The organism is Vibrio chemaguriensis, assembly GCF_012275705.1.
GTDB lineage: Bacteria > Pseudomonadota > Gammaproteobacteria > Enterobacterales > Vibrionaceae > Vibrio > Vibrio diabolicus.
This window is the reverse complement of the sequence record NZ_SHOE01000009.1, coordinates 164,669-188,182: the sequence shown is the minus strand read 5'-3', so window position 1 is coordinate 188,182 and position 23,514 is coordinate 164,669. Positions and strand designations below refer to the sequence as shown.

Annotated in this window: 15 protein-coding genes and 1 pseudogene; 5 read left to right on the top strand and 11 right to left on the bottom strand. The window is 44.2% G+C overall.

The genetic code is table 11. The annotated features are described in order from the left end of the window. Window positions 1-316 precede the first annotated feature (316 nt). The gene (locus tag EX191_RS11045) at window positions 317-2,413 is read left to right on the top strand and encodes a methyl-accepting chemotaxis protein (RefSeq protein ID WP_029823448.1); all 2,097 of its coding nucleotides are present in this window, start codon (window positions 317-319) and stop codon (window positions 2,411-2,413) included. Between the two features lie 102 nt (window positions 2,414-2,515). Here EX191_RS11045 and EX191_RS11040 read toward each other — a convergent pair whose 3' ends face one another. The 3 genes from EX191_RS11040 to EX191_RS11030 all read right to left on the bottom strand — a co-directional run bounded on the left by EX191_RS11040 (window position 2,516) and on the right by EX191_RS11030 (window position 9,545). Then, window positions 2,516-3,469: a hypothetical protein gene (locus tag EX191_RS11040; protein ID WP_193447752.1), complete on the bottom strand. Its 954-nt coding sequence runs from the start codon at window positions 3,467-3,469 to the stop codon at window positions 2,516-2,518. A 3-nt stretch (window positions 3,470-3,472) separates the two neighbouring features. Beyond that, on the bottom strand, window positions 3,473-6,994 hold the full coding sequence (locus tag EX191_RS11035) for a T6SS effector BTH_I2691 family protein (RefSeq protein ID WP_193447751.1): 3,522 nt from the start codon (window positions 6,992-6,994) through the stop codon (window positions 3,473-3,475). A 262-nt stretch (window positions 6,995-7,256) separates the two neighbouring features. Further along, window positions 7,257-9,545 (bottom strand): YgiQ family radical SAM protein, encoded by a 2,289-nt coding sequence (locus EX191_RS11030; RefSeq protein WP_193447750.1) that lies wholly within the window; start codon window positions 9,543-9,545, stop codon window positions 7,257-7,259. Between the two features lie 422 nt (window positions 9,546-9,967). On the opposite strand from EX191_RS11030, the gene EX191_RS11025 reads away from it, so the two are divergent. The 3 genes from EX191_RS11025 to EX191_RS11015 all read left to right on the top strand — a co-directional run bounded on the left by EX191_RS11025 (window position 9,968) and on the right by EX191_RS11015 (window position 13,574). Beyond that, entirely contained in the window at window positions 9,968-12,424 is a 2,457-nt protein-coding gene (locus EX191_RS11025) for an EAL domain-containing protein (protein ID WP_193447749.1), read from the top strand. 85 nt (window positions 12,425-12,509) lie between these two features. Beyond that, window positions 12,510-13,220 (top strand): hypothetical protein, encoded by a 711-nt coding sequence (locus tag EX191_RS11020; protein ID WP_012841615.1) that lies wholly within the window; start codon window positions 12,510-12,512, stop codon window positions 13,218-13,220. A 153-nt stretch (window positions 13,221-13,373) separates the two neighbouring features. Then, complete coding sequence (locus EX191_RS11015; RefSeq protein WP_005392843.1) at window positions 13,374-13,574, top strand: DUF4250 domain-containing protein; 201 nt, start codon at window positions 13,374-13,376, stop codon at window positions 13,572-13,574. A gap of 20 nt (window positions 13,575-13,594) precedes the next feature. Here EX191_RS11015 and EX191_RS11010 read toward each other — a convergent pair whose 3' ends face one another. Continuing rightward, window positions 13,595-14,506, bottom strand: coding sequence for a LysR substrate-binding domain-containing protein (locus EX191_RS11010; protein ID WP_193447748.1), 912 nt, complete (start codon window positions 14,504-14,506; stop codon window positions 13,595-13,597). Window positions 14,507-14,784: 278 nt separating this feature from the next. Here EX191_RS11010 and metE point away from each other — a divergent pair, with 278 nt between their 5' ends. Beyond that, window positions 14,785-17,076: a 5-methyltetrahydropteroyltriglutamate--homocysteine S-methyltransferase gene (gene metE, locus EX191_RS11005; protein ID WP_193447747.1), complete on the top strand. Its 2,292-nt coding sequence runs from the start codon at window positions 14,785-14,787 to the stop codon at window positions 17,074-17,076. Between the two features lie 132 nt (window positions 17,077-17,208). On the opposite strand, the gene EX191_RS11000 is transcribed toward metE, so the two are convergent. From EX191_RS11000 to EX191_RS10970, 7 genes and pseudogenes are all read right to left on the bottom strand, one after another. Continuing rightward, entirely contained in the window at window positions 17,209-17,601 is a 393-nt protein-coding gene (locus EX191_RS11000; protein WP_048625727.1) for a GspS/AspS pilotin family protein, read from the bottom strand. A gap of 3 nt (window positions 17,602-17,604) precedes the next feature. After that, window positions 17,605-17,901 carry a YciI family protein gene (locus EX191_RS10995; RefSeq protein WP_005392847.1) on the bottom strand — a complete coding sequence of 99 codons (297 nt, stop codon included), beginning with the start codon at window positions 17,899-17,901 and terminating at the stop codon, window positions 17,605-17,607. 115 nt (window positions 17,902-18,016) lie between these two features. Then, the gene (gene yciA, locus EX191_RS10990; protein WP_005392848.1) at window positions 18,017-18,412 is read right to left on the bottom strand and encodes an acyl-CoA thioester hydrolase YciA; all 396 of its coding nucleotides are present in this window, start codon (window positions 18,410-18,412) and stop codon (window positions 18,017-18,019) included. 227 nt (window positions 18,413-18,639) lie between these two features. Then, entirely contained in the window at window positions 18,640-19,203 is a 564-nt protein-coding gene (locus tag EX191_RS10985; protein ID WP_005392849.1) for a septation protein A, read from the bottom strand. Between the two features lie 203 nt (window positions 19,204-19,406). Continuing rightward, window positions 19,407-19,649: a hypothetical protein gene (locus EX191_RS10980; RefSeq protein ID WP_193447746.1), complete on the bottom strand. Its 243-nt coding sequence runs from the start codon at window positions 19,647-19,649 to the stop codon at window positions 19,407-19,409. Window positions 19,650-19,760: 111 nt separating this feature from the next. After that, window positions 19,761-22,302: pseudogene (luxN, locus tag EX191_RS10975) on the bottom strand (quorum-sensing autoinducer 1 sensor kinase/phosphatase LuxN). Further along, entirely contained in the window at window positions 22,295-23,479 is a 1,185-nt protein-coding gene (locus EX191_RS10970) for an acyl-homoserine-lactone synthase (protein WP_193447745.1), read from the bottom strand. Before EX191_RS10970 ends, luxN begins: the two are co-directional and overlap by 8 nt. Between the last annotated feature and the right edge of the window lie 35 nt (window positions 23,480-23,514).

Below are 23,514 nucleotides of genomic sequence, written 5' to 3'. Positions count from 1 at the left end.
GTGGCTATGACATACCAGTATATTTGAGAGAGTATCTGTTTTTTTTTTTTTTTTTGATTGTTTTTTTTTTTAAGATGTGTATAAGAGACAGTGCTTTTAAATACAAACGCTTAGATTCTCCTTTTTGAGATAATTCAATTAAATCAATGGCTTCATGTATAAGCGAAAACCTGCATTATTTTATTTTTATTAATAAAACTACATTTTCTGTTCTTGCTCTGTTCATAAATGAAAGCCTTCCATTAACTTTACTTGTTTAAAATCCATGATCCTTCCAATGCTTAATGCCAGATAAAAATCAATTTGTGAGGCGATCATGTTTAACAGTATACGCACTCGAATTGCTGTCAGTGCGGGTGGGGCAATGGCCTTCACTCTATTGATTGCAATGGGTATGACAACCAATGCGTTCACTCAAGTGAATGAACAAATCACTACAAAAGTAAAATCTCAACTGACCGAAGCCACCACGACCGACCTGAGTAATACGGCGATTCAGCAAGGGCTGAATATTTCCAACCAGTTAGAACCAGTGTTGGCGAACTTAAAGCAAGCGCGTTCAATTATCGAATTAAGCGCAGAGACGACCGCGACGCCAGACATTATTGTTAAGCAGTTTATTGCGTCGCTAGAAGCTCAGAACAAAGCTGTGTTTGCTGGTTACATGGTATGGGAAAAGCCATCGTGGGTTGAGCCAACGATTCAAGACAAAAGCCTTGGCTTTAATAGCGAAGGCTACTTAGCGCCATTCTTTTCGCCAAATTCGCACAACAGTTTTGATGTCGTGGCGATGGATAGCTTTAGCAATACTGAATTAAACAACAACGGTGAGCGTAAAGACGATTGGCACTTGATGCCTTACGAAACGGGCAAAACGTTCGTGATGGAACCGTACATGTATCCGGTTCGCGGCAAACAAGAACTGATCACGACCATTAGCCAACCAATCAAGTTACGTGGCGAGATCATTGGTTCTCTCGGTTTTGATTTGTCATTGAACGAGTTACAAAGCCAAAGTGAAGATTACGCGAGCGACTTGTTTGATGGACAAGGCCGAATTCTGATTTCTTCGTGGAAAGGCATCACACTGGCGAACAGCAGCCAAGCGGATCAAGTGGGCAAGAAAGTTTCTCATGAGTTGGCGTCTCAATGGGCTCGTATTCAATCCATTGCGAAACAAAAAGGCGCAGGCCTTGTGACGTTTGGCGGGGATGAGTATGCGATTACTGCAATTGAAACCAGCGATGCACCTTGGATCGTTATGGTGTCGGTTCCCAGTAGCTTCCTTAAAAAGAACGTGGATGACTACGAGCGATGGAGTGAAGAACAAAGTGCAGAAGCTCTTGAAAAGGGAGTGTGGGCAGGGATTATTGCGGCTCTGATTGGTATTGTTGCGATGACAATGATCGCGACCTCGTTGGGCAAAGTGTTAACTAACTTAGTGGAGCGTTTTAAAGACGCAGCACAAGGCGAGGGCGACCTAACTTACCGCATTGAGGTGAAAGGTAAGGACGAAACCGCCCAACTGGCGCACTGGTTTAATACCTTCCTCGCTCGCATTCAGGAAATGCTTTTAACCGTAATGGCGACGGCAGACCAAGTTGATAAAAACGCAAGTGAAGGCCAAGCTCGTGCGGCGGCTTCGAGAGATCAACTGAACGTTCAAGTGAACGAAGTCAACTCGCTAGCAACGGCGATTAATGAGATGAGCGCAACCGCACAAGAAGTGGCAAATTCTGCGGTACAAGCGGCGGCAGCGGCAAGCCAAGTTCAAAGCAATAGTGCGAATGGCATGTCGCGTATGGACAATGCTGCAAGCGCGGTGGATAACCTCGCTTCGCAAGTGAATGATGCACAGCACCAGACGCAGAATTTGGTGGCTTCAAGCACGGCGATTCAGGGGATTCTGAGTGAGATTGGTGGCATTGCCGATCAAACCAACTTGCTGGCTCTGAACGCTGCGATTGAAGCTGCGCGTGCTGGTGAAGCGGGTCGTGGTTTTGCTGTGGTAGCCGATGAAGTCCGCAACCTTGCAACGCGCACACAAGGCTCGACAGAAGAAATTCGTGCAATGTTGGCTCGTTTGGAGCAAGAAACGCAATCAATCGTTGTGTTGATGGAGCAAAGCCAGAAGCAAGCGGTGGATACCAAAGAAGAAACACAAGCAGCGCAATTGGCGTTGGCCGAAATCAACCAAGCTATTGAAGTGATTAATGATATGAACAATCAAATCGCTTCAGCGGCAGAAGAGCAAAGTTCGGTGTCAGAAGAGATCAACCGTAATGTGGTTGTGATTAATGATACGGCGATGGAAGTGATGGATACTATGTCATCTTCGGTAGCGATCAGCAATGAACTGACGGAAAAAGCCAGTGATCTTCACGGTGAGTTGAGTAAGTTCAAGTTGTCTTAATCAAGTAAGTGAGAGAGTTTAACCCAACTTAAAACGTTTACTTCTCACAAAAAAAAGGCTCCAGAGTTACCTCTGGAGCCTTTTTTTAATGCTTGCTGCAAACTATGAAGCGGGAGTTGCTTGCTGTTCACCAGCCGCTTTTAAGCGCTCGATTTCCGATTCGGTTTGCCACTTGCCGTTGTAAAGGTATTCACGCTCAGGAAGCGGGGCTTTTGAAGCCCTTAAATCAAATACCTCATCGGTTTGATATTCTCTACTACAAACAGGAATATTAAAGAGCCTTGATTCTGGCTTTGCTTCGAACAGCTTTTTATGGTCATCGACCTCTGTACAATTTAGTGTGTAGACCTTTGACAGTTGCGCGACCATGGATTCTAAATCCGCTTCAGTTTTAAAGAAAACATAACAATCTGCTCTATCTTGTGAGCGAAAGATAGTCTTATGAGCAGTATCTCGATATCTGCATATGTCATGCTTAAAATAGAACTGGATCACTTTCCTTTTCTTGTTGTAGTCCGCAAAAAGCCAATCTTCTCGTTCGCCCACTTTGACTTCTGTTCGTTCATCAGGCTGGCGTTTTAACATACCGAATGAGAATAAAATAAGGGCACCTGCTCCCGCTAACGCCATTGGGCCAACTACCGCTGCCATAACCACACACACCACTGCACCTACCCAGCCAACAGCTTGCGAGGCGGTATTTACCCATTTAGGCATATTGCGACGCTTTTTCATCACAAAGCCTTTATCAGAAAAAATATAGTCATAGCGATAATCGAGGCCGATCGTAAGGTAAAAGATTCCAGCCATCATCACTGACAAGATAAGACCAAAAAAGGTTACGACAAGCGTATCACTTGAGTGTGTCAAAAATACTATTACAAATAAGAAGCTCATAAATGGCAAAGCCGTTAACTTGAAATGGTAGCGAAATGGCTCTTCTACATCATACTTATGCCATGTTGTTAAATTGTCCCCTGTGAGAATCTCTTGCTCTTGCGCCTCTTGATAAACTGCCAATTCTTCTGGGGTGATATAAAATTGTGAATATGCCAAGGGTTACTCCTGAAAAACTAATGCGCCAACAATGGGGGTGAGTGATTTCTTAATGATGTTTTGTTTGGTATTGTCTGAAATCACGCCATAAGTTGCACTCTGTTTTACGCTATTTTGGAACCAATACTCACGCTTGGCTGGAGCATCATCTTCCACATCATATGATACTTGCATGGCAAAGTATTGGTCTGCTTCTTCAATCGGCAATGTTACCTTGTACACCAGTGATTCTTTGCTCGCTTGGTCTTGAGTCTGTAGCGTAACTAAATCTGCGTTGTGATGCCACGAGCCGGACGTCAAATCATCTTCTGTTGCCTTGGTGTTAGTAGTCACTGTAATACCATTCGTTGCAGCACGCCTTGGCAGTTGAATATGCACTTCCAAACCGATTAACTCACGATGTGTGTAACCTGGGTAAGCTTGTACTTTTTCAATAGGCTGATGGTATACCGTAGGTTGCTGAATAATCGACTGTAAGTCAAACAGAGCTTGCTGCACCAATGCTGAATTGTGTTTTTCTCTTTCAGGCAAGCTCGCAGATTGGCTCCACTGAGTGCGAGCAGGATGGTATCCCCATGGCAGTTTATCTAACCATTTTTGGAAATCATCTTGTTTCAATTTGTTTAACTTATGATTGATGGCTAGGAATACAACTGTAATAATAACTAAGCCTGCCGTTATAGGTCCGCCAAAGGATAAGTTTAATGCAAATTGTCCAGTTAACCCTCCGTATGCTTGGAACATACCGACAGCCGACATTGCGGTTAATACTAGGGTATTTGCTACATGTAGGTATTTTTCTTGACCATAAACTTCATCAGCCTTCTGCCAAGAACGGTAAGCCTCAATACCTGAAGCTAACGCACCTAAAGCCCCTGTGATCGCGAGCCATTTATTAAATACTTTTAAGTCATCAAGAACCAGGTTTTCAAAGCCTTTTGTATTTCGACCTACTAACTTTTTAAGAGTTTTAAGCGAGTGCTCTCTGAGTTCGTCACTCCCCTTAACCTTATCCCATAATTTACCCGTACGAATACCCGTCCAAGCTCCGGCCGTGTAAAACAGCTTTTGTTGAATATCCAAGAAATCATCTTGGGTCATTAGCCCAGTTTCTTGAATGCTGTTCATTGCATCAGCAAGTGCGAGACAGTTGAAAATCAGAGCTAAGAAGCCTAGACCACCCACATCTTCAAACAGTTTATTAAGGTTGTTTAATCTGTTATCCCATATATCTTTACGCATTTGAATTGTTGCCTCAAGTACGTCATCTGGAAACTCGATGTATTGTGGGTATTCTAATGTTGCCACTGCTAGACTTTTTTGGAGGTGACGTTGTTGTTTTAAGGCTTGTTTATATTGTTGTTTTGATACTGTTTTATCGCCTTTATTAAAAGCAGCTATAATGGCCTTGTTTTGGTTTGAGGCAACCACTCTTTTATCATGGTTAGACTTCCAATCACCAAAACCTTGCGCATAGTTTTTATTGATTTTGACAGCAGTATTGGTAGCTAAACGTTCAGCGAACACTGCTCGCCAATAAAAGCTATTTCGAGTTAAAGGCTTTGAGAAAACGGGCATGATTAGAAGTGAAGCTTGAGAAGTAAAGCTAACTCCTAATTTTAGTGCACTCTTCATTATTGCGCTGTTTGCGGCTTTGAAGATTATATCTAGTTCCTTAAATCCTTTCGCGATGTCTTTTAAAAACTCGGTTTCTGCAGTATTTGGGTTAGAAATAAAGTCCATTACTTTTGCATACATACCGACACGGTTACTTGCTGCCGAAACGTAGTCCATAAACTGTTTGTCTGAGCTTTCAGTATCTGGAACATTTTTGGCGACGTTTTCTTCAACTAACTGATGTGAAACTTGCTCAGGAATTAACTTCTCCACTTGTTTAAAGAGACTACGACTAAATCCGGAAGTGTAGAGAGCAAGTAGACTGGTTGGTTTCTCCCATTGGCTTTCTGCCCACTGTCGGTCCTCTTCTTGTATCACCAAAGTAAATGACTCAACGGCTTGCTTGTGCAGTTGATACAAGCTGTACTGTGTGTCTTCGCTGTATAGGTCGAAGGTTCTTTCAAGATGATGCGGCGTTAAGGACTCCATTACTGCGATAAAGTCGCGTTTGACCGAAACCACTTGGGCTAGCATGGTTTCTTTTTGTTCTGACAGCTCTTGCATTTCGCTCAGCATTTGCTTCCAGTTGAGCTGCTTGCGCCAGCGTTCAGTCGCTATCCATTGTTCGTATTTACCAAATCGGCTCGCAGAAATTCGATATTTGTCCTGTATCGTTTTGGCAATGCCAGTTTGGGTATGTTGGTGTGACTCAATCGCTCCAGCGGAAAATTTAGCAGGATAGCCGGACTGAACTGAGCTTTTGTTCTGCTCTGCCAAATCAAGTTGGTTAGAGGAATCGTAATACTCAGCCATGTCGGTATAAAACGACAGCTCTTCGCCGTTACGCTTAACGCTAGCTGGCATGTCTATCTCGTCACTTGCACCAAACATACACAGTTGCATGGCGGTCTGCATCAAACTCCACTGGTTTGAAAACTGGTCAGTAAAAAGGCGGTAAGGGCTTGCGGCACCAACAAAATGTAGTGACATATCTTGAATGTCTGCGGCGTAATCTTTTATCGCGACGAAGTAACCTGATTCTTCTTCTGGAATCGCAGAGGTTAAATCACTTTCGACTGCAACAGGTTTAAAGACAGAACCATCTTCATCTGCTTTGGTGGCGATGCCAGAATCCGCAAAGCGACCATCATCGACGGCAGAAGATTCAATATCAGCAACTTGGGTTAATTTATCTATTGGGGCAATGTTGTGCTGATTCTCGTTTGCAGACAGAACAATGGTTTGCATGCGATCGATATGATTACTCGGATTGTTAAGGACGCGCATGAACGTGTGCCATGTCCACCGGTGCTCAGAGAAACAAATCGATAGTACGCTTTCGTTGACGTAAGTAAGGAAAGGCCTTGCATCTTGTGGTGTCCCACGCTGTTCTGATTTTGGGCTTTCTGATTCTCCCAACTTATAGAGCGTGAATTGCGTTCCTTTGATTTCGTATTCGTCTAAGCTTTTGTTAATTGCATCATAGACATACAGCCAACCATCGCGTAGTTGACGCAGGGTGTAGCCAACGGTATTGAGTTTGGCTGGGCCTTTGCCTTTCCATTCTTCAGGCAAACCAAAAGGTTGTGTTTCTTCCGTTTCTAGCTGATCGATGGCGTAGCGAACAGGGATGAAGTGTGCCGGTAAAGCCTCTGTTGGTTCTTTCTCGTTTTTTAAATTGAGAGGTTCTGGTTCTGACGGCGGTGGCGGGTCGATTTTTTTTGTTTCTCCCTCCCAAAACATACTGCGCTCTGGGGGGGAGCCAGCAAGATCATCGGATTCCGTGGTTGGGACGATATTCAGCGATTTCAGCGTACCATCGCTTTCAAATGCCTGAACGGCCTCCTCATAGGTATAGCTGTTGTCGTGCCAGAACATCGAAGTTTTTGGAGGAAGTGGATTACTCATCGTTAGCCCATGTTTAAGAGTTTTACTCTATTACGCAAATATCGCACCAAAATAAAGTAATTAAAAATCAATGATTTAGTTTTGTATTATTTTTCTTCAATCAAATAATTGTTTGTTTTTCCAATAAGTTGGTTGGTGTTTACCATTTTTTGTATTGATTGAATCAAAGTTTGAGTTGTGAGTGATACCTCAATGAACCGACAAAACAAAAGGGCTCCAGAGTTACCTCTGGAGCCCTTTCTAGTATTTAAGTGCTGAAGAATTAACGACGCTTTGGTTTACGTTGACCAGCTGGTTTGCCTTGTCCTTGTGGGCGACCTTGACCTTGTGGCTTGCTACCTGCTGGGCGGTTTGCACCGTTGCCGCTAGGACGTTGGCTGTTGCTTGCGGGGCGTTGACTACCTTTTGAACCGCCTTCAGAGCGTTTGTTCAAATGACCACCGAAGCCCGGTTGGTTTTTGGTATGTTTGGTTGCAAAGCGGTTTGCCCCGTGACGACCAGATTTACGACGTTGTGCAGGTGTTTGTGCTTCAATGTCTTCCGCAGGAACGAGACAGCCTTGTTTGTCACCAATCAAATGTTTTTTACCCATGCTGATTAGGGCTTCTCGGATCATTGGCCAGTTTGCTGGATCGTGGTAACGCAACAGCGCTTTATGTAGGCGACGTTGACGTTCACCTTTTGCTACAGGTACATCTTCACGTTTCTTATACTTCACTCGTTTCAGAGGGTTTGTCTCTGAGTAGTACATCGACGTTGCGTTACACATTGGCGAAGGGTAGAAGTTTTGTACTTGGTCACACTCGAAGTTGTTTTTCTTCAGCCACAGAGCAAGGTTCAGCATGTCTTCGTCTTCTGTGCCTGGGTGCGCAGAGATAAAGTAAGGGATTAAGTACTGCTTCTTACCCGCTTCTGCGCTGTACTTCTCGAACATCTCTTTAAAGCGATCGTACGTGCCCATACCCGGTTTCATCATCAGATCAAGAGGGCCTTTCTCTGTATGTTCCGGTGCAATTTTCAAGTAACCACCTACGTGGTGAGTCACGAGCTCTTTCACGTATTCTGGTGATTCAATCGCAAGGTCATAGCGTACGCCAGATGCGACCATCACTTTCTTCACGCCTTCTACTTTACGCGCTTCGCGGTATAGGTCGATGGTGTGTTTATGGTCTGTATTTAACTTGTTACAGATGCCCGGGAATACACAGGATGGACGACGACAGTTCGCTTCCGCTTTTGGATCTTTACAACCTAGGCGGTACATGTTTGCAGTTGGGCCACCAAGATCGGAAATTGTGCCTGTAAAGCCTGGGACTTTGTCGCGAATTTCTTCAATCTCGTTGATGATCGATTCTTTCGAGCGGTTTTGAATGATTCGACCTTCATGCTCGGTAATTGAACAGAAAGAACAGCCACCAAAACAACCACGCATGATGTTCACAGACGTTTTGATCATGTCATACGCTGGAATTTTTGCTTTGCCGTACATAGGATGAGGAACACGCGCGTAAGGCAGACCAAACACAAAGTCCATCTCTTCGGTCGTCAATGGGATTGGGGCTTGGTTTACCCAAAGTTCACGATCACCATGGCTTTGAAGTAACGCTCGACCTGAGTACGGGTTCGTTTCTAAATGCAATACACGACTTGCATGAGCATAAAGAATGCGATCGTTTCTTAGCTTTTCGAACGAAGGTAAGCGAACCGCAGTTGTCGCAGCATCGTGGCGTGATGGGCGAATCGTGATTGGTTGTGCAACTGGCTCATCTTTTTTAGTTTCACACTGAGTTTCTACTTCGTATGGGTTCTTTGGTACGAACGCTTCTTTACGAGGTTTTTCAATGCGAGAAGAATCGATAACCGTGTAGCCTTCTGGCGCGGCTGGCAAGTTCACGGCAGTACCACGAATATTGGTCATGGTGCTGATGTCTTCACCATTTGCGATGCGATGCGCCACTTCTACAAGTGCGCGTTCTGCGTTACCGAAAAGTAGGATGTCTGCTTTTGCATCAAACAGTACCGAACGGCGAACTTTGTCTGACCAGTAATCGTAGTGCGCAACACGGCGTAGGCTGGCTTCGATACCACCTAAAACAATAGGCACTTCTTTATAGGCTTCACGACAACGCTGAGAGTAAACCAAAGTCGCGCGGTCTGGGCGTTTGCCACCTTCGTTGTTTGGTGTGTACGCGTCATCGTGACGAAGTTTTTTATCCGCGGTGTAACGGTTGATCATGGAGTCCATGTTACCCGCAGTGATCCCGAAGAACAGATTTGGCTTACCAAGCTGCATGAACGCATCTTTGTTTTGCCATTCTGGTTGAGCAATGATACCGACACGGAAACCCTGCGCTTCTAGCAGACGGCCAATGATAGCCATACCAAAGCTTGGGTGATCTACGTAAGCGTCACCGGTTACGATGATAATGTCACAGCTATCCCATCCTAGGGCGTCCATTTCTTTGCGACTGGTCGGCAAGAAAGGTGCCGTACCAAAACACTCTGCCCAGTATTTTTTGTACTCATGAATAGGAGTGATGTTATTGGTCATATTTTGCTCTCTGTTCCAGGGAGCGCGAATTATAGCGATTTGAGGATCAGGTATCTATACCAAACTCATCTATTCAAGCTTAGTTCATCGAGTTTTATTTGGTTTGCAAAAATATCAAGGCTATATCGGCGATTTTATGTCTAATATCACCTTGAAAGCCTCATGGTTATAGGTCGAGTCGTGAAAAATGTCGCAATGTTAATACAACCAATAAGCAATGGTGTGCTTATTAAAAACAACGCCTATAATCAAATTAATGCATAGGAAAATGCAAAAAGCCGAACAAGCTCTGAAAAGGTTCTAAGTCGATTGGCTTACGTTGCCAGAATCTATTTTACAAGAGGATCAGCAGGTCCCAAATGGAATAAGGCACGTTGACTACGAACCCTGAGCATGAGGCTAATTAAAAAGGGGGCTAGGGAATGAGTGACTCAACAACAATAGCACATGAAAAAGTGCAACCGACATCCAATCCGACTCCAGTGATTGAATGGTCTTACAAGATTGATACTCGCGAGTTCGAATGCGACCAGCTAGGAATGGCAAATGCTTTTGGGTTAAATACGCCAGTCACCTGCTTAGATGATTTGTTTGAGCACATGCTGATGGGGCAACAGGAAACACTAAGGCAACGAATTTTAGAAGTGGAGCTCCTAGGTGGGCAAGGTCGTTTTTCTTGTTGCATGATGCTTAATGAAGCTCGCTTAATACATGTCACAATTAGCTTTGAAAAGCTCAATGAGCGTATTGTTCAAGGCTCTATCATCCCGCAATTGACGATCACTGGCTGCGAAGAGTTAGCGAAAATTCTCGAAACGATTTTTGATTTACCGAATGTAGGAGTTTTAGTCGCGGACGAAGACACCCGAATCTTAGGTTGTAACCGTGCCTTTGAATTGCAAATGGGTTATCAAAACCGTGATTTGGTTGGACTTAAAACCTATATCTTTAGCACATCTCACCATAGTCAGGCGTTTTACGACCAACTCTGGCAGCATATTGATGATGAAGGATACTGGAGCGGTAATTTATTGAGTAGAACTGCAAATGGTAGTAATCAGGCGCATCATCTTTGTATCTATCGGCTAACATTTCATTCTGGACGGATTCTTTATCTCGGCTTCTCTACTGACATTTCGGCTTCCTTGTTGTGGATGAAAAATCGCTGTGAACAACAACATGATTGGTCAGCTTTTTTGCCTTCTAGAGAAGAGTTCGAACTGCAATTAGCTAATTTGGCGAACGAAAGTGGGAGTAAAGAACTCAATATCGTCATGACTCTCAGACCAAATTTTTCTGAAAAATGCTTACTTGAACAGCAACTAGGCTTCGCCGATTTTATTATGCGAAGCCGCTACACCAGTATAGCGGGTCAACTTTCTAGGGATGTGTTTGTTGTCTGTTTACAAACTCCTCACTGTCAATGGCTAAGTCCTTTACGTTTGATTCAAATTGCAATGAAAGGGTTCTTCACTGAGCTTAGGAATGAAATGGGAACAAAAATGCATACCACTATCGTCGAGGGACAAACGGGTGTGTCAATCCTCGGCTATGATACAAACAGGCCAAAGCAAGCGTTAGCGCATGCAGCCCAGGCGATGTTGTCCTCACTTTCTGGAGAAGGTGGCTATTTTAATTTTTATAATAGTGAGCTTCATTCTGAGTTAGTAAAACGCCAGCATTTAGAGGCGTTTTTGGAAGCGCAAATAGACAGTGGGCTGGTGGATGTTCATTTTCAACCAATCATTGACAGCCGAACTGGTAAAGTCGTTAAGTTCGAGGCCTTAGCCCGCTTTTATCATGAAAGTGATGCCTATAGCACTCAAGAGATGATTACTGTTATTGAAGATTTAGAGTTGATTGCGGCTCTGGATGATGAGGTTTGTCAAGCCGCGCTCAAACACTTTCCGCGCTTGCAAGACATATATGGCGAGGAAATAGGGTTAACCATCAATCGCTCACTGAATACTAAATTGGATTCGCTCCAGGTTCTTCAGCGTTCGCATGACCTAATTAAAGCCAGTGGTGTCGATCCTAAACGAGTCACGATTGAGCTGACGGAAACAGCGTATTTTGAGCAAGACGAAGAGCATACGCAAGCGCTAGAGCAAGTGCGCAAAGAGGGCATTAAAATTGCGATTGATGACTTCGGTACAGGGTATTCTTCTTTTTCTTACCTAGAGAAAGGGCAGTTTGATTTACTGAAAATCGACCGAAAATTCGTTAAGAACATTCAGCATGGCAATACCAGTTATAATATTGTCAAAATGGTCACTGATCTTGCTCAGCAAATGAATGTAAAAGTGGTTGCAGAGGGCGTGGAGTCAGAACAGGAGCTTCAAACATTGGCTGAAATAGGTGTGGATTACATGCAAGGCTTTTTGTTCTCTCGTGCTCGGCCTGTCGATTTGATGGAGAAAGCGGAAAGTTACGAACATTTGTTTTCGGATGTTACTGTTAAACCAAAACAAGATGATGTATTGCAATCACTGAGCCATGAAGAGGTCAGGCACCTTGAGCCCGGGGAACCATTATCGTTGGCGGTGGAATATATGAATTTAAGTCCAAGTTCGCCGTTGGTTGTCATTAACGAAAAGCGCTGTGTTGGCTTAGTTACCAAAGAGCAAGTTAACTTACACCTAACGCCTTCCATGGGGACAGAATTAGAGACTGAGCGAGAAAATTGGATTTGGAAACGCCCGGTGAACCAGATAATGAGCACGGAGTTTGTGCTCGTCAATGCGCACTTATCTGTCGCTGCTATTCGAGAGCTAATCAAAACAGGCATTCGCTTCCCGTGGGTTTTATGTGATGAAAAAGAAGAATACAGAGGCGTGTTAACTCAAGAAGATGCGTTGAAGTATCTCGCTTCTTGTTGAATAAAAAGTCTCGCTGTTCTAGTACATTTGGGGATAGACTTTCGGTGGTTTGACGATAGGTGATTTGCTATTATCGCACCCCAAAATGACTTTTGAGCGTGCATTTAACATGATTCAACAATTGCTGGTTACTTTTCCTCCGATGCTATTTGGCGCGCAAGCGCTACTGACTTTGCTTCTCATCAAGGGCGATATTTGTCCGGGTCAGAGAGGCCGTCTTCATAAAATGTTGCCAGCAGTGGCGTTATTGTGGCTTGCGGTTGCTTCTCTTCGTATTGAAGCATTTATGATCGTGTTCGCTATTTTCTATTTCTACTCTCAGGTTCAAACCAAGAAAACGCGTGAAAAAGGCCCTCTTTGGGCGATGCATTTAGCGAATGGTTTGGCTTTTGCGTATGTAAGTATTCAAGCATTTGAACAGCCAAGCTGGCCTGCGTCTATTGCGATGGCAATAATGATATTTTTCCTTGGGGCGTCATTTTCTCAATTGCTTCTGACTATCGCTCGTAGCAGATTGCAGGCATTTCACCGCATTTTGCCCGTTACGGGCATTGTGTCTGGAATGCTGCTGGTAATCGCAACTCTATTTGCTTCTTACCAGTTAAATGAAGCGACATTGAGCGCCGCAACACAACCAATTTTATTGTCTTTAGCCATGCTCATTTCTTCAATCATTGTTTGGTGCTGGCATATCTTCACACATAAAAAACCGGAAAAGGTTCAACTGAGCGTCGCCCTGTTGCTCGCGCTTGCGTCAATGACGAGCCTACAAGGTTTATTCTCTCTGGCGGCTTAATCGCGAGTCGAGAAACAGAGCAATACTGCTTGTACTCAAGTCCTTTCTAAGTTGCTTGAGTATAAGGCACTCACGTTTTGGATCGCGCTCACTTTAAATTCACGTGATTACGTCTACGCTTGTTTATATACCTTGTCGAAGAGGAGAGTCGCGATGGATTTAAGCAATGTAGGTAATTTGGACAGCATTATTTTGCTAGGTATCGTCAATGAAAAGCTACGTTTAGAGTGCGACAGTTTTGACGAGTTAGTATCGGTGTATGAAATGGATGTAGAGTCCGTCGTAGGCAAGCTTGATATGCTTGGTTATCAGTACGATCCATTGACCAACCAATTTAAAGCATATCAACGCTAAACCTTTCTTAATCCATATCCCTAAGCCATCTTGATTCCGTCAAGGTGGCTTTTACATTGTAGCCTTGCGGTTGCGAAAAAGGCTTGTAAGTAACGTTTATCTTTCTCTGAGTGACGCGTTGCAGCAAATAAGCGACGCCATAAGCCTTGGCCAAAAGGTTTACTGGTAATAAGGCCTTGGCGCGAAAATTCAGAAATCGCCCAATTTGGCAGTGCTGCAACCCCTAATCCTGCGGAGACCATTTGCACTAACATCAGAGTATTGTCGGCTTGCTTCCATTTGGCGGGCTCTACACCCGCTGGCTGCAAGAAGTGTTTTACGACGTCTAGCCTTTGTTTTTGAACCGGATAAGAGAGCATGGTTTGATCTGCGAGATCTCGCGGATCAATAACTTCTTTTTCCGCCAGTGGGTGGTTGGTCGCGGTAATTAAGCGCATTTCAAAGTCGAATAAAGGTTCATAATGCACTTCAGAACGAGGTTGAATATCTGACGTGATAACGAGATCCAACTCGCCAGCTAACAGTGCAGGAAGTGGTTCAAAGCCAAAACCTGATGAAAAATCCAGTGTTACGCTAGGCCAGGCAAGTTGATATTCCCTAAGAGCAGGCATGAGCCATTGGAAACATGAGTGACATTCAATCGCCATATGCAACCGACCATTGACGTCTTCTTTCAAGCTTGCCAAATCATTTTCTGCTCTTGCGAGTTTGGGAAGAATATCTTCTGCAAGACGCAATAGGATTTCTCCCTCTGAAGTGAACTTTACCGGACGAGTTTTTCTAAGGAATAATTGTCCCCCAATCCGTGCCTCTAAATCTTTGATCTGGTGAGACAAGGCCGATTGAGTGAGATGCAACGCGGTCGCGGTCGCGGTTAGAGAGCCGGTGTCTCGAAGCGAAGTGAGTGTCCGCAAATGTTTTAGCTCTATCATGAATTCCTTTCATCCTTTGTTGCTCGCTATGAACAGAATAGCAATCGTATAAATAACTTAACGACAAAAAATGGATATGTAAACGTCTAGACGTCTGTTTGTTGTGTTTATTTGCGAATCATGTCGCCTCATGATGAATTTTTTTAATAAACAAGTTGAATAAATGGACGTTGTTCAAACCGCAGATGAGAGTGATAGTTTAGCCATCCAGACATCTTTCATGACGAAAGATGCTCTGACTTAAACAAATTGAACAAGATTGAAAAAGGAATAGGGACATGGCTACAACAACGCACGTACTAGGTTATCCACGCATCGGTGAAAAACGAGAATTAAAATTCGCTCAGGAAAAATACTGGCGCGGAGAAATTGATCAAGCAGAGCTTAAAAAGGTTGGGGCAGATCTGCGCGCTAAAAACTGGCAAACACAAACAGATGCTGGCTTGAGTTTTACCATCGCTGGCGATTTCGCTTGGTACGATCATGTACTGACGACCACGTTGTTACTGGGTCACGTGCCAAAACGTCACGCAGACGGTTTCCCTGATTTGGATACGCTATTCAAAGTGGGTCGCGGTCAATCTCAAGCGGGTTGCGGCTGTGCGGGCGCTGCAGCATCGGATATGACTAAATGGTTCAACACAAACTACCACTACATCGTACCTGAATTTAGCAAGGACGATACATTTGAAGTGAGTTGGCCTCAACTGTTTGAAGAAGTCAACGAAGCAACCCAAGCTGGGCATAAAGTGAAGCCAGTTTTGCTTGGCCCAGTCAGTTATCTTTACTTAGGTAAAGAAGGTAAAGAGGTAGAAGAAGGGTTCGATCGCCTGACGCTACTGCCACGATTGCTTACGGCTTACCAAGCTATTTTGGCAAAGCTCGCAAGTCAAGGTGTTGAGTGGGTTCAGATTGATGAGCCAATTTTGTCACTAGAGCTTGAAAGTCAGTGGGCTGATGCGTTCAAGCTAGCGTACCAAGTGATTCGAAGCGATGTAAAAGTGCTGCTAACGACGTACTTTGACTCTATAAGCGATACGCTAGACAAAATTGTAAAGCTACCAGTGGATGGTTTACATATCGATTTATCTGCCGCGCCTCAGCAGCTTGACGACGTGGTTGCCAAACTACCGGAGGGGTGGGTGCTGTCTGCTGGCGTGGTCAACGGTCGTAACGTGTGGCGCTCGGATTTGAGTGCGCAACTTGAACGTCTACAGCCAGTAAAAGAAAAGCTGGGCGACAACCTTTGGGTTGCGAGTTCATGCTCTCTATTACATAGCCCAGTTGATCTGGAACTGGAAACAGAGCTAAGTGAAGAAGTGAAAAGCTGGTTTGCATTCGCAAAACAAAAAGTGACAGAAGTCGCTTTGCTTGGCCGAGCACTCGACGGTGATCAAAATGCGATTCTCGCTTGTGATACCTATAGCCAGCCAATCAAAGCACGTAAAACGGCAACACATGTGAATAAGCCCCAAGTGCAAGCTCGTTTAAACAGTATTACAGCGTCACTTGCCGAGCGCAGCGCACCTTACGCGGAGCGTGCTGCGCATCAAGCTGAAGTGTTGGGTTTACCTTTGTTGCCAACCACGACCATCGGTTCTTTCCCTCAAACAGGTGAAATCCGTGTTCAGCGCAGTGCTTATCGTACTGGTCAGTTATCTGAGTCCGACTATATCCACGCACTTAAAGGACACATTGCGGATGCCGTAAAACGCCAAGAAGCGCTCGACCTAGATGTACTTGTGCATGGTGAAGCAGAACGTAACGACATGGTGGAATACTTCGCGGAGAATTTGGCGGGCTTCCAAACGACGAAGTTTGGTTGGGTACAGAGTTATGGTTCGCGCTGTGTGAAACCAGCCATTGTGGTTGCCGACATTGAGCGTGAAAAGCCGATTACGGTTGAATGGTCGACGTACGCACAATCGCTAACCAGCAAGCAGATGAAAGGCATGTTAACTGGCCCAGTGACGATTCTATGTTGGACGTTCCCGCGTGAAGACATCACTCGTCAAGAAATCGCGCAACAACTGGCATTAGCACTGCGTGATGAGGTTTCTGATTTGCAAGATGCAGGCATCAATATCATTCAAATCGATGAGCCTGCGATTCGTGAAGGTCTGCCGTTGAAAAAGCGCGATCACAAAGCGTACTTAGAATGGGCGGTGAATGCATTTAAGATCTCAGCAGCGAGTGCAAAACCAGAAACTCAGATTCACACTCACATGTGTTACAGCGAGTTCAATGAAATCATCGATTCTGTTGCAGCGCTCGATGCGGATGTGATTACCATTGAAACATCACGCTCAAATATGGAACTGCTTAAAGCGTTTGAAGAGTTCAATTACCCGAACGAAATCGGTCCAGGTGTTTATGACATTCACTCACCAAACATTCCGACGGAAGAGTGGATTGAAAGCCTAATAAAGAAAGCGGCAGAAAAGATTCCGGTACAACGTTTGTGGGTGAACCCAGACTGTGGTCTGAAAACACGTAACTGGGCAGAGACAGAAGCGGCATTGGCGAACCTCGTGTCAGCGGCAAAGAAACTTCGTGCTGAGCTGGCGTAAGGCACCTTTTTAGCAAATAAAAACGGAGACCGTTGTCTCCGTTTTTCTATTCTTAGCCGTTCATTCTCGTCGTTATACTATCCCGCAATAGCGGATGAATTACTCGTATCGAAAACAACGCACTCACTGTGACTATTTCATTTGAGTACAAGTTTGCGCGGAAACCAACTCATCTGCCATCAACTGACCGCGAGAGTTACGCACTTTAATACGGTACATTAAGCCCATATCAATTTGCTTACGAACTTCCGGGTTATTGCAATAGGTGTAGATACTGGTATTCAGTACTTGATTTAACGGCTTTGCACCGAGTGCGTCATCGTTATAAATCATCATCATTTCAACAACATTTTTGTTGGATGAGACACGCATTATCTGCAGTGGACCGTATTCCAAAGGGAGACCTGCGGACAAGACTCCCGCTCGGTTTGATGCCAATAGCTCAAGCTGGCGTTGATTATCATCGGTAGATGAACAGCCCGCTAACGCACCAAATGCCAAGAAAAGACACAGTAATTTTTTCATAAATTAAAACACTTTTTTGAACGGTTTCACGATGACATTATCGTAAACACCAGCCGCTACGTAAGGATCGGCTTCTGCCCACGCTTTAGCGTCTTCTAGAGAGGCGAACTCAGCGATGACAGTCGAGCCCGTAAATCCAGCTTCTCCTGGGTTGTCAGAGTCTATCGCAGGCATAGGACCAGCAGTAAGAAGGCGACCTTCGTCTTGAAGCTTTTGTAAGCGCTCCAAGTGTTGCGGGCGAACGCTCATGCGTTTTTCCAGCGAGTTCTCGACGTCCTGAGAAAAGATGACATACCACATAGCATAGTTCCTTAATTGGTAGGGTAAAGTGTTAATTTAACGCCTTTTTTGTGTCTCTCACAAGTGAACAACAGAAAATGTGAGATCCTTTCTAACAGTTAGCGCTGTAGGTTGACTAATTCTGAACTGGGCGTGGTTTGCCTTCACTGTCAATGGCTACGTAGTTGAAAGTCGCATCACAAACCATGAAGCGCTCGCCGACACCGTGTGCTTTTACCGGCTTGACCCATACTTCCAGATCGACACTCATTGAGGTGCGACCAATCTTAGTGCATTCGCCATAGCAGCAAACGACATCGCCAACACCTACAGGCTTCTTGAAGGTAATGCTGGACACTGAAACGGTAACAACGCGACCAGAAGAGATCTCTTTGGCTAGAATCGCACCTGCTAGGTCGAGCTGAGACATAATCCAACCACCAAAAATATCGCCATTGGCATTAGTATCGGCAGGCATTGCAAGGGTACGAAGCAGCAGTTGACCTCTCGGAGAGCTAATTTCTTGACTCATTGTGACATCCTAAATCTTAAAGGCGCTCAAACTAAGCGCCAACATAGTAAATACCTAGAACCAAAGGTCCTTAAAAAAACCGCAGACACCGGACCAGAGAAAGTTGGTTTACAGCAGCAAGAATGGTCTGATTCCGGTATGCCGTTTGATCGGTTTAGTGATACATGGAGCAAAACAGCGACCCGAAGGTCGCTGCAAAGTGCGCGGATTATAGCAAAACTGAGTTTTTAATCATCAGTCGACACATCGGATGAGTTGTTTTTTTGTTCTTTTGGCATGTGTTTGTAAATGTAGAAGCCAGTCGCAATCATGTAGGCAAATGTCGCAATCAACATTCCGAATACTTTGAAGTTGACCCAAACATCCAGTGGTAGCTCGTAAGCGATATAAATGTTCAGACCAGCAAAGAATGAGAAGAAGCCGACCCAAGCCCAGTTGATCTTCGCCCAAATAGCATCAGGTAGTGAAATTTCTTTGCCCAACATGCCTTTGATGGCTGATTTCCCCATTGCGTGACTCGCTGCTAAACCGATAGCGAGAATCACATAAATGATGGTGACTTTCCATTTTATGAAATTGTCGTCGTGGAAGAAAAGGGTCATGCTGCCGAATATCGTCACGATAACGAACGTAATTAGCTGCATTTTCTCGACTTTTTTATAAAGAGCATAGGTGACGACAAGCTGAATTGCCGTTGCAACGATCAGCGCTCCTGTTGCTGCGTAGATGTCGTACATCTTGTACAAAGCGAAGAAGACGATGAGTGGGATAAAATCTAGGATTTGCTTCATGGTGGCAAAATCTACCTAATTAGTGAATTGAAGACAGTCTAACGGAATCTGACAAGATGTGAATACCGTCAAGGTAAGAGGTAAGAGAAGTAATCCCCTGACTGAATGATACAACAAGCAACATTTCGCAAAGATGAAGTAGTAAATCGAAGGCATAAAAATTGCCGCGATAGAGCGGCAATTGAGTTGATAGAATTTAAGATTCAAGCAACACGTTGATATTGAGAAATAAGCGTTTTGAAATCTTCTAAATAGCCTTCACGTAACAGGTTATCAACGGTTGCTTCAAGCTCTTCGAGAGACATCGTAAAGCAAGTGGATTTGCCGGTCATCAGGCTCAAATACTGATGGTATTCTTCTTCTGTATAGTGGCCTAAGCGATCGAGTAGTAGTGCTTTGATTCCATGATGAATCAAGCCGTAGTATGTGTGTCGATGAAGTAACATGGCGATCTCCTTATCAAGCTCATCCGCTAACCATTTGCAGCTTGCTTGACCCTCTGGATAATTCGATTTACTTCAGTAATGCACATCTAGTGCCAGTTTTATCTTCGCAAATTAGAAAGTGTTGGAAGTAGCAAAACTCTCATGTTGCAACCAGCGCTTGATGACGGTTTGGAGCGCATTTAACGTGGTTGGCTTTTCAAGTCTGTCATCCATGAGTTTCGCAATGAGCTCCAGCTCTTTGGCTCCAGACTCTCCAGATAGTGCGATGATCGGAACGGAAGACGCAATTTGCTTAATTCGTTGGCTTGCGTCAAATCCATTCATCACTGGCATCTGTACATCCATAAGCACCAAATCAATCTTGTGCGACTGAAATAGCTCCACCGCAGAAGCGCCATTATTTGCTTGTAAGCTGTTGACTCCCAGCCTTTTTAAGTACATTTGAACCAAAGTACGCTGCACCTCTTTGTCATCAACAATGAGCACTGTTGGTGCATCGTTACTTACTTGTACGTGTTGGGCTGTGCGAGGTTCAGAATGTGGTGCATTTACTTTCCAGCCATTGAAGTCCGGTGTTCTCAACGTCTCTGGCTTGGGTGCGTTTGGAACGACCGGGAAATACAAGTAGAACTCTGTAAATTCGCCCAATTCAGACTGGCACTCAATTCGTCCACCAAAAGAGCGCATAACGCGTTGACAGTAGCCCAAGCCAAGGCCGCTGCCGCCACTTTTTTGAAACGAGAAGAAGTCGTCAAATATCTTGTGTAAGATACTGCTATCTATGCCAGGGCCACTATCTCTGAAGACCAGAATGTTTTCGTAGGCCCCCGTTTGGCTACGAATCTCAATTTGACTATCGGGATAAGAATCAAAATAGTAGATAGCATTGCGAATCAAATTGAAAATGACAAAGTTAAACAGAGTTTCGTTTAATTTCGCGACAAAATCGTGCTCTTGGGGCAGATTGATCCTTTCAATTATTTGATCGTTTTCGAAGCCATAACGGCTGACCGCTTGATCGACAGCTTTATGTATAGACGTAATAGTTAAGGGTTCGTGCTCTGGTGAGCTGTCGCTGACTTCTCGCAAAATAATGTCGATGAGTTGGCGACCACGCTGAATCGCTGCTTCTCCTTTATCAATCTCACTCTTTAACGTCTCAAGTGAAGCGTTTGATTCGATATGCTGTTTTAAAGCTTCAAATCGTAATTGAACTTGAGCGAGAGGGTTACGCATTTCATGCGCAATAGAGTTAGCGAGCGCACGGCTTTGGCGTACTTTTCTATCGGCCTCGATGGTGCTCTGGATGCGAACTAATAAGGTTTGCAATGCTGAAATTTCTTCATTAGAAAACAGCTTATTATCCATTTTGTGTGAAGAAATCAGTAAGTGCGTAACGGACTTTCCACGACCAAAAAGAGGCATTACGAGCGCCGTATTGCTGGATCGCATACGTTCGTAGAGCTTGCGCATTGAGCCTTTAGACGAGGAGGCATAATCAATTTCTTCAGACAGTTCATCAAGCACGAGAACAGACTTGCTTGACGGCAGATAATCTTCATAAAACGTTTCGGTGTAACTGCTGGTGACGAGCTGCAATTTATTATTTGGTATATTCAGTAACGCTGCTAACTGGCGCATTGCATCATCTATTGAGCGTTTAAATTCCTCTTCTAATCCAAGAATTTGTTGAACGGGTGTATGTCGTTTCCCATAAATAAAATAGGACGCGAAACGACTGACGCGTTTGTAAAGCAAGTGCCAAGTGATACCGATGAGTGCGCATAAAGGCACCGCTACAAGCCATTGGTTATCTTCTGAGATAGGAATAAATATTGCGCCCAGCGGGAGGACGAAAATGGCACAGACAAACAGCGCGCTAACGGTTAAGTATGTGAGGTATTTAGCGCTATAAAAGCGAGAGGTAAGCAGGGCATAGCCTACAAACAACATTTCACTAATTGAAAGTGCTGGTGGTAACCAGGTTAAGGAAAAGTCACCAAGGAAGTAAGTCATTCCAAGGTGTATCACTGCAGTTGATAACATGAAGACCAAAATGCCGGCGATCATATAGTTACTTTTTGCCAGCGTGAGTTTGCTGCTGTTCGCTCGCATGGTAATCAAGTTCAGCAGGGTTAATACAACAAATGTCAGCAAACTAATAAAGAAATATGAGGTATGGGGACCAAACTCGATCACGAACTGGCTTGGGCCGCTAATGGTGACATTTTCGACAGTAAGGTTTGGTACTAAGTTGATGTAAAGCGAGTACGTTGCTAGTGCCACAAAGACGATTTTTTTGCCAGGCTTTGACCGCAGTTTTTTTGATATCAGCCGCTAGCTGGCAAGAAAAATAGAACGCGAATGCAAAGGCAAAGAATGACGCCAAGTTCGCCAACTTAGCCATAAAAATACCGCCAGCGGAGCCCAACTCCGGCAATAAGTCGGTATGGAAGTATGCGTTGCTGCTGATCCAAACGATGATGCAACTAGAATAAGCAATGTACGGCGCATGATGCGAGCCTAAAATCGTTTCACTCTTCTGTTTTAGGCGATAGCAGTAATATAACAACCAAGCGAACACCACCAGTACAGTGGCGTATAGCGTCATTGCTTTTGGATAAAAAAGGCCGTGAAGATGAATATCAAGCATGTTCATTCACCTTTTCATCAATTCTTTTTGTTCGTACGCGGTGTTTGTAGTCGCGAAACTGTATGTCTTGAAATGCTTCAACCATCATACCTAAATTCCAGAAACCGCGGTATGTCTTGGTACCGTCACCGTTAATGTCGCGGTATCCTGAGTGAAAGTAGGCCTCTAAATCAATAGATTGATAGAAATTTAACATAAATATTTGTTCAATAATGGTAAAGCTGAGCTTATAGCCTGCTTTATATAGCTCACTCATCAATGCTTTTTGTGCCAAATACAAAAAGTACAGTTTTTGTTGGATGTTGCCACCCACTGTCAGACGCAGCACTTCGCAAACCGCTTCAGTGTTTTTCAAGTGAGATTGGAACTGCGCATCAAATTCAATAAGAGTCCGTTGGCGAGTTAGATCGTTACCTCCAAAAAGGCCTAATTGATTAAGAGTAATGTAGCCATAATCAGGAAGGCAAAACTGCCATTGCTCACTACTAAATGGTGATGAATAGCTGAGCCAGGTATTTCTTTGGTGCCAGTTTTGCACCAAAGCGGAGGAGACCATGATTGGTGTAGATGACTGCTTGAACAATAGCACAAAGTGTTGACCTTTCTGCGAGAGTGATAATAGAGGCAATATCTCAAACCATTGTTCAGTTTGGACGAAGAGCTCAAGATTGCTCAGTGTGATTGCTTCGGAAATCGGCATTAATGCAGCGTGATTTGGCAGTGTTACCTTTAGGTCGCATTCGGCAATATCTTCGATCAATATGCTTGAATAGTCGCGGTCGTCAAACGAGAGCTGAGTTGGTCTTGTCGCTTCATTTAAAGGGTGCTTTTGCTTGATCGCAGCAATCTCACATTCACACCAGAAAACCATCCAATGCGGGTAACAATCTGCGGCAATTTGTTCAATTAAGAGCGCCTCTTCGGAGAAAGGCGTTGGATACTGCTGTACTAAATTTCGATAATCCATTAATTCAAACAGTACGGACAGACTCTTAGATGCGTATTTAGGAAAGAGGGATTTAAGAAGCTTTATTCTATACAAAGCAACTTGTTGAAAAAGAGAAGACCTTTCTTGCGGTGTAAGAGTAAGAAGAACCGTGTCAACCAGCGCCTTTTGTTTTGATTCGATCGGCAAATCTGTACTGGCGAGGGGCTCCAAAGACAGCTTAAGACTCATGATATAACCTAGTTCTGACGTTTTTTATATTTTGT

Excerpts from the sequence above, each read along its gene's own strand:
- EX191_RS11045 (WP_029823448.1), top strand. The coding sequence starts at position 317 with ATGTTTAACAGTATACGCACTCGAATTGCTGTCAGTGCGGGTGGGGCA.
- EX191_RS11035 (WP_193447751.1), bottom strand. The coding sequence starts at position 6,994 with ATGAGTAATCCACTTCCTCCAAAAACTTCGATGTTCTGGCACGACAAC.
- EX191_RS11030 (WP_193447750.1), bottom strand. The coding sequence starts at position 9,545 with ATGACCAATAACATCACTCCTATTCATGAGTACAAAAAATACTGGGCA.
- EX191_RS11025 (WP_193447749.1), top strand. The coding sequence starts at position 9,968 with ATGAGTGACTCAACAACAATAGCACATGAAAAAGTGCAACCGACATCC.
- EX191_RS11020 (WP_012841615.1), top strand. The coding sequence starts at position 12,510 with ATGACTTTTGAGCGTGCATTTAACATGATTCAACAATTGCTGGTTACT.
- EX191_RS11015 (WP_005392843.1), top strand. The coding sequence starts at position 13,374 with ATGGATTTAAGCAATGTAGGTAATTTGGACAGCATTATTTTGCTAGGT.
- EX191_RS11010 (WP_193447748.1), bottom strand. The coding sequence starts at position 14,506 with ATGATAGAGCTAAAACATTTGCGGACACTCACTTCGCTTCGAGACACC.
- metE (WP_193447747.1), top strand. The coding sequence starts at position 14,785 with ATGGCTACAACAACGCACGTACTAGGTTATCCACGCATCGGTGAAAAA.
- EX191_RS11000 (WP_048625727.1), bottom strand. The coding sequence starts at position 17,601 with ATGAAAAAATTACTGTGTCTTTTCTTGGCATTTGGTGCGTTAGCGGGC.
- EX191_RS10995 (WP_005392847.1), bottom strand. The coding sequence starts at position 17,901 with ATGTGGTATGTCATCTTTTCTCAGGACGTCGAGAACTCGCTGGAAAAA.
- yciA (WP_005392848.1), bottom strand. The coding sequence starts at position 18,412 with ATGAGTCAAGAAATTAGCTCTCCGAGAGGTCAACTGCTGCTTCGTACC.
- EX191_RS10985 (WP_005392849.1), bottom strand. The coding sequence starts at position 19,203 with ATGAAGCAAATCCTAGATTTTATCCCACTCATCGTCTTCTTCGCTTTG.
- EX191_RS10980 (WP_193447746.1), bottom strand. The coding sequence starts at position 19,649 with ATGTTACTTCATCGACACACATACTACGGCTTGATTCATCATGGAATC.
- EX191_RS10970 (WP_193447745.1), bottom strand. The coding sequence starts at position 23,479 with ATGAGTCTTAAGCTGTCTTTGGAGCCCCTCGCCAGTACAGATTTGCCG.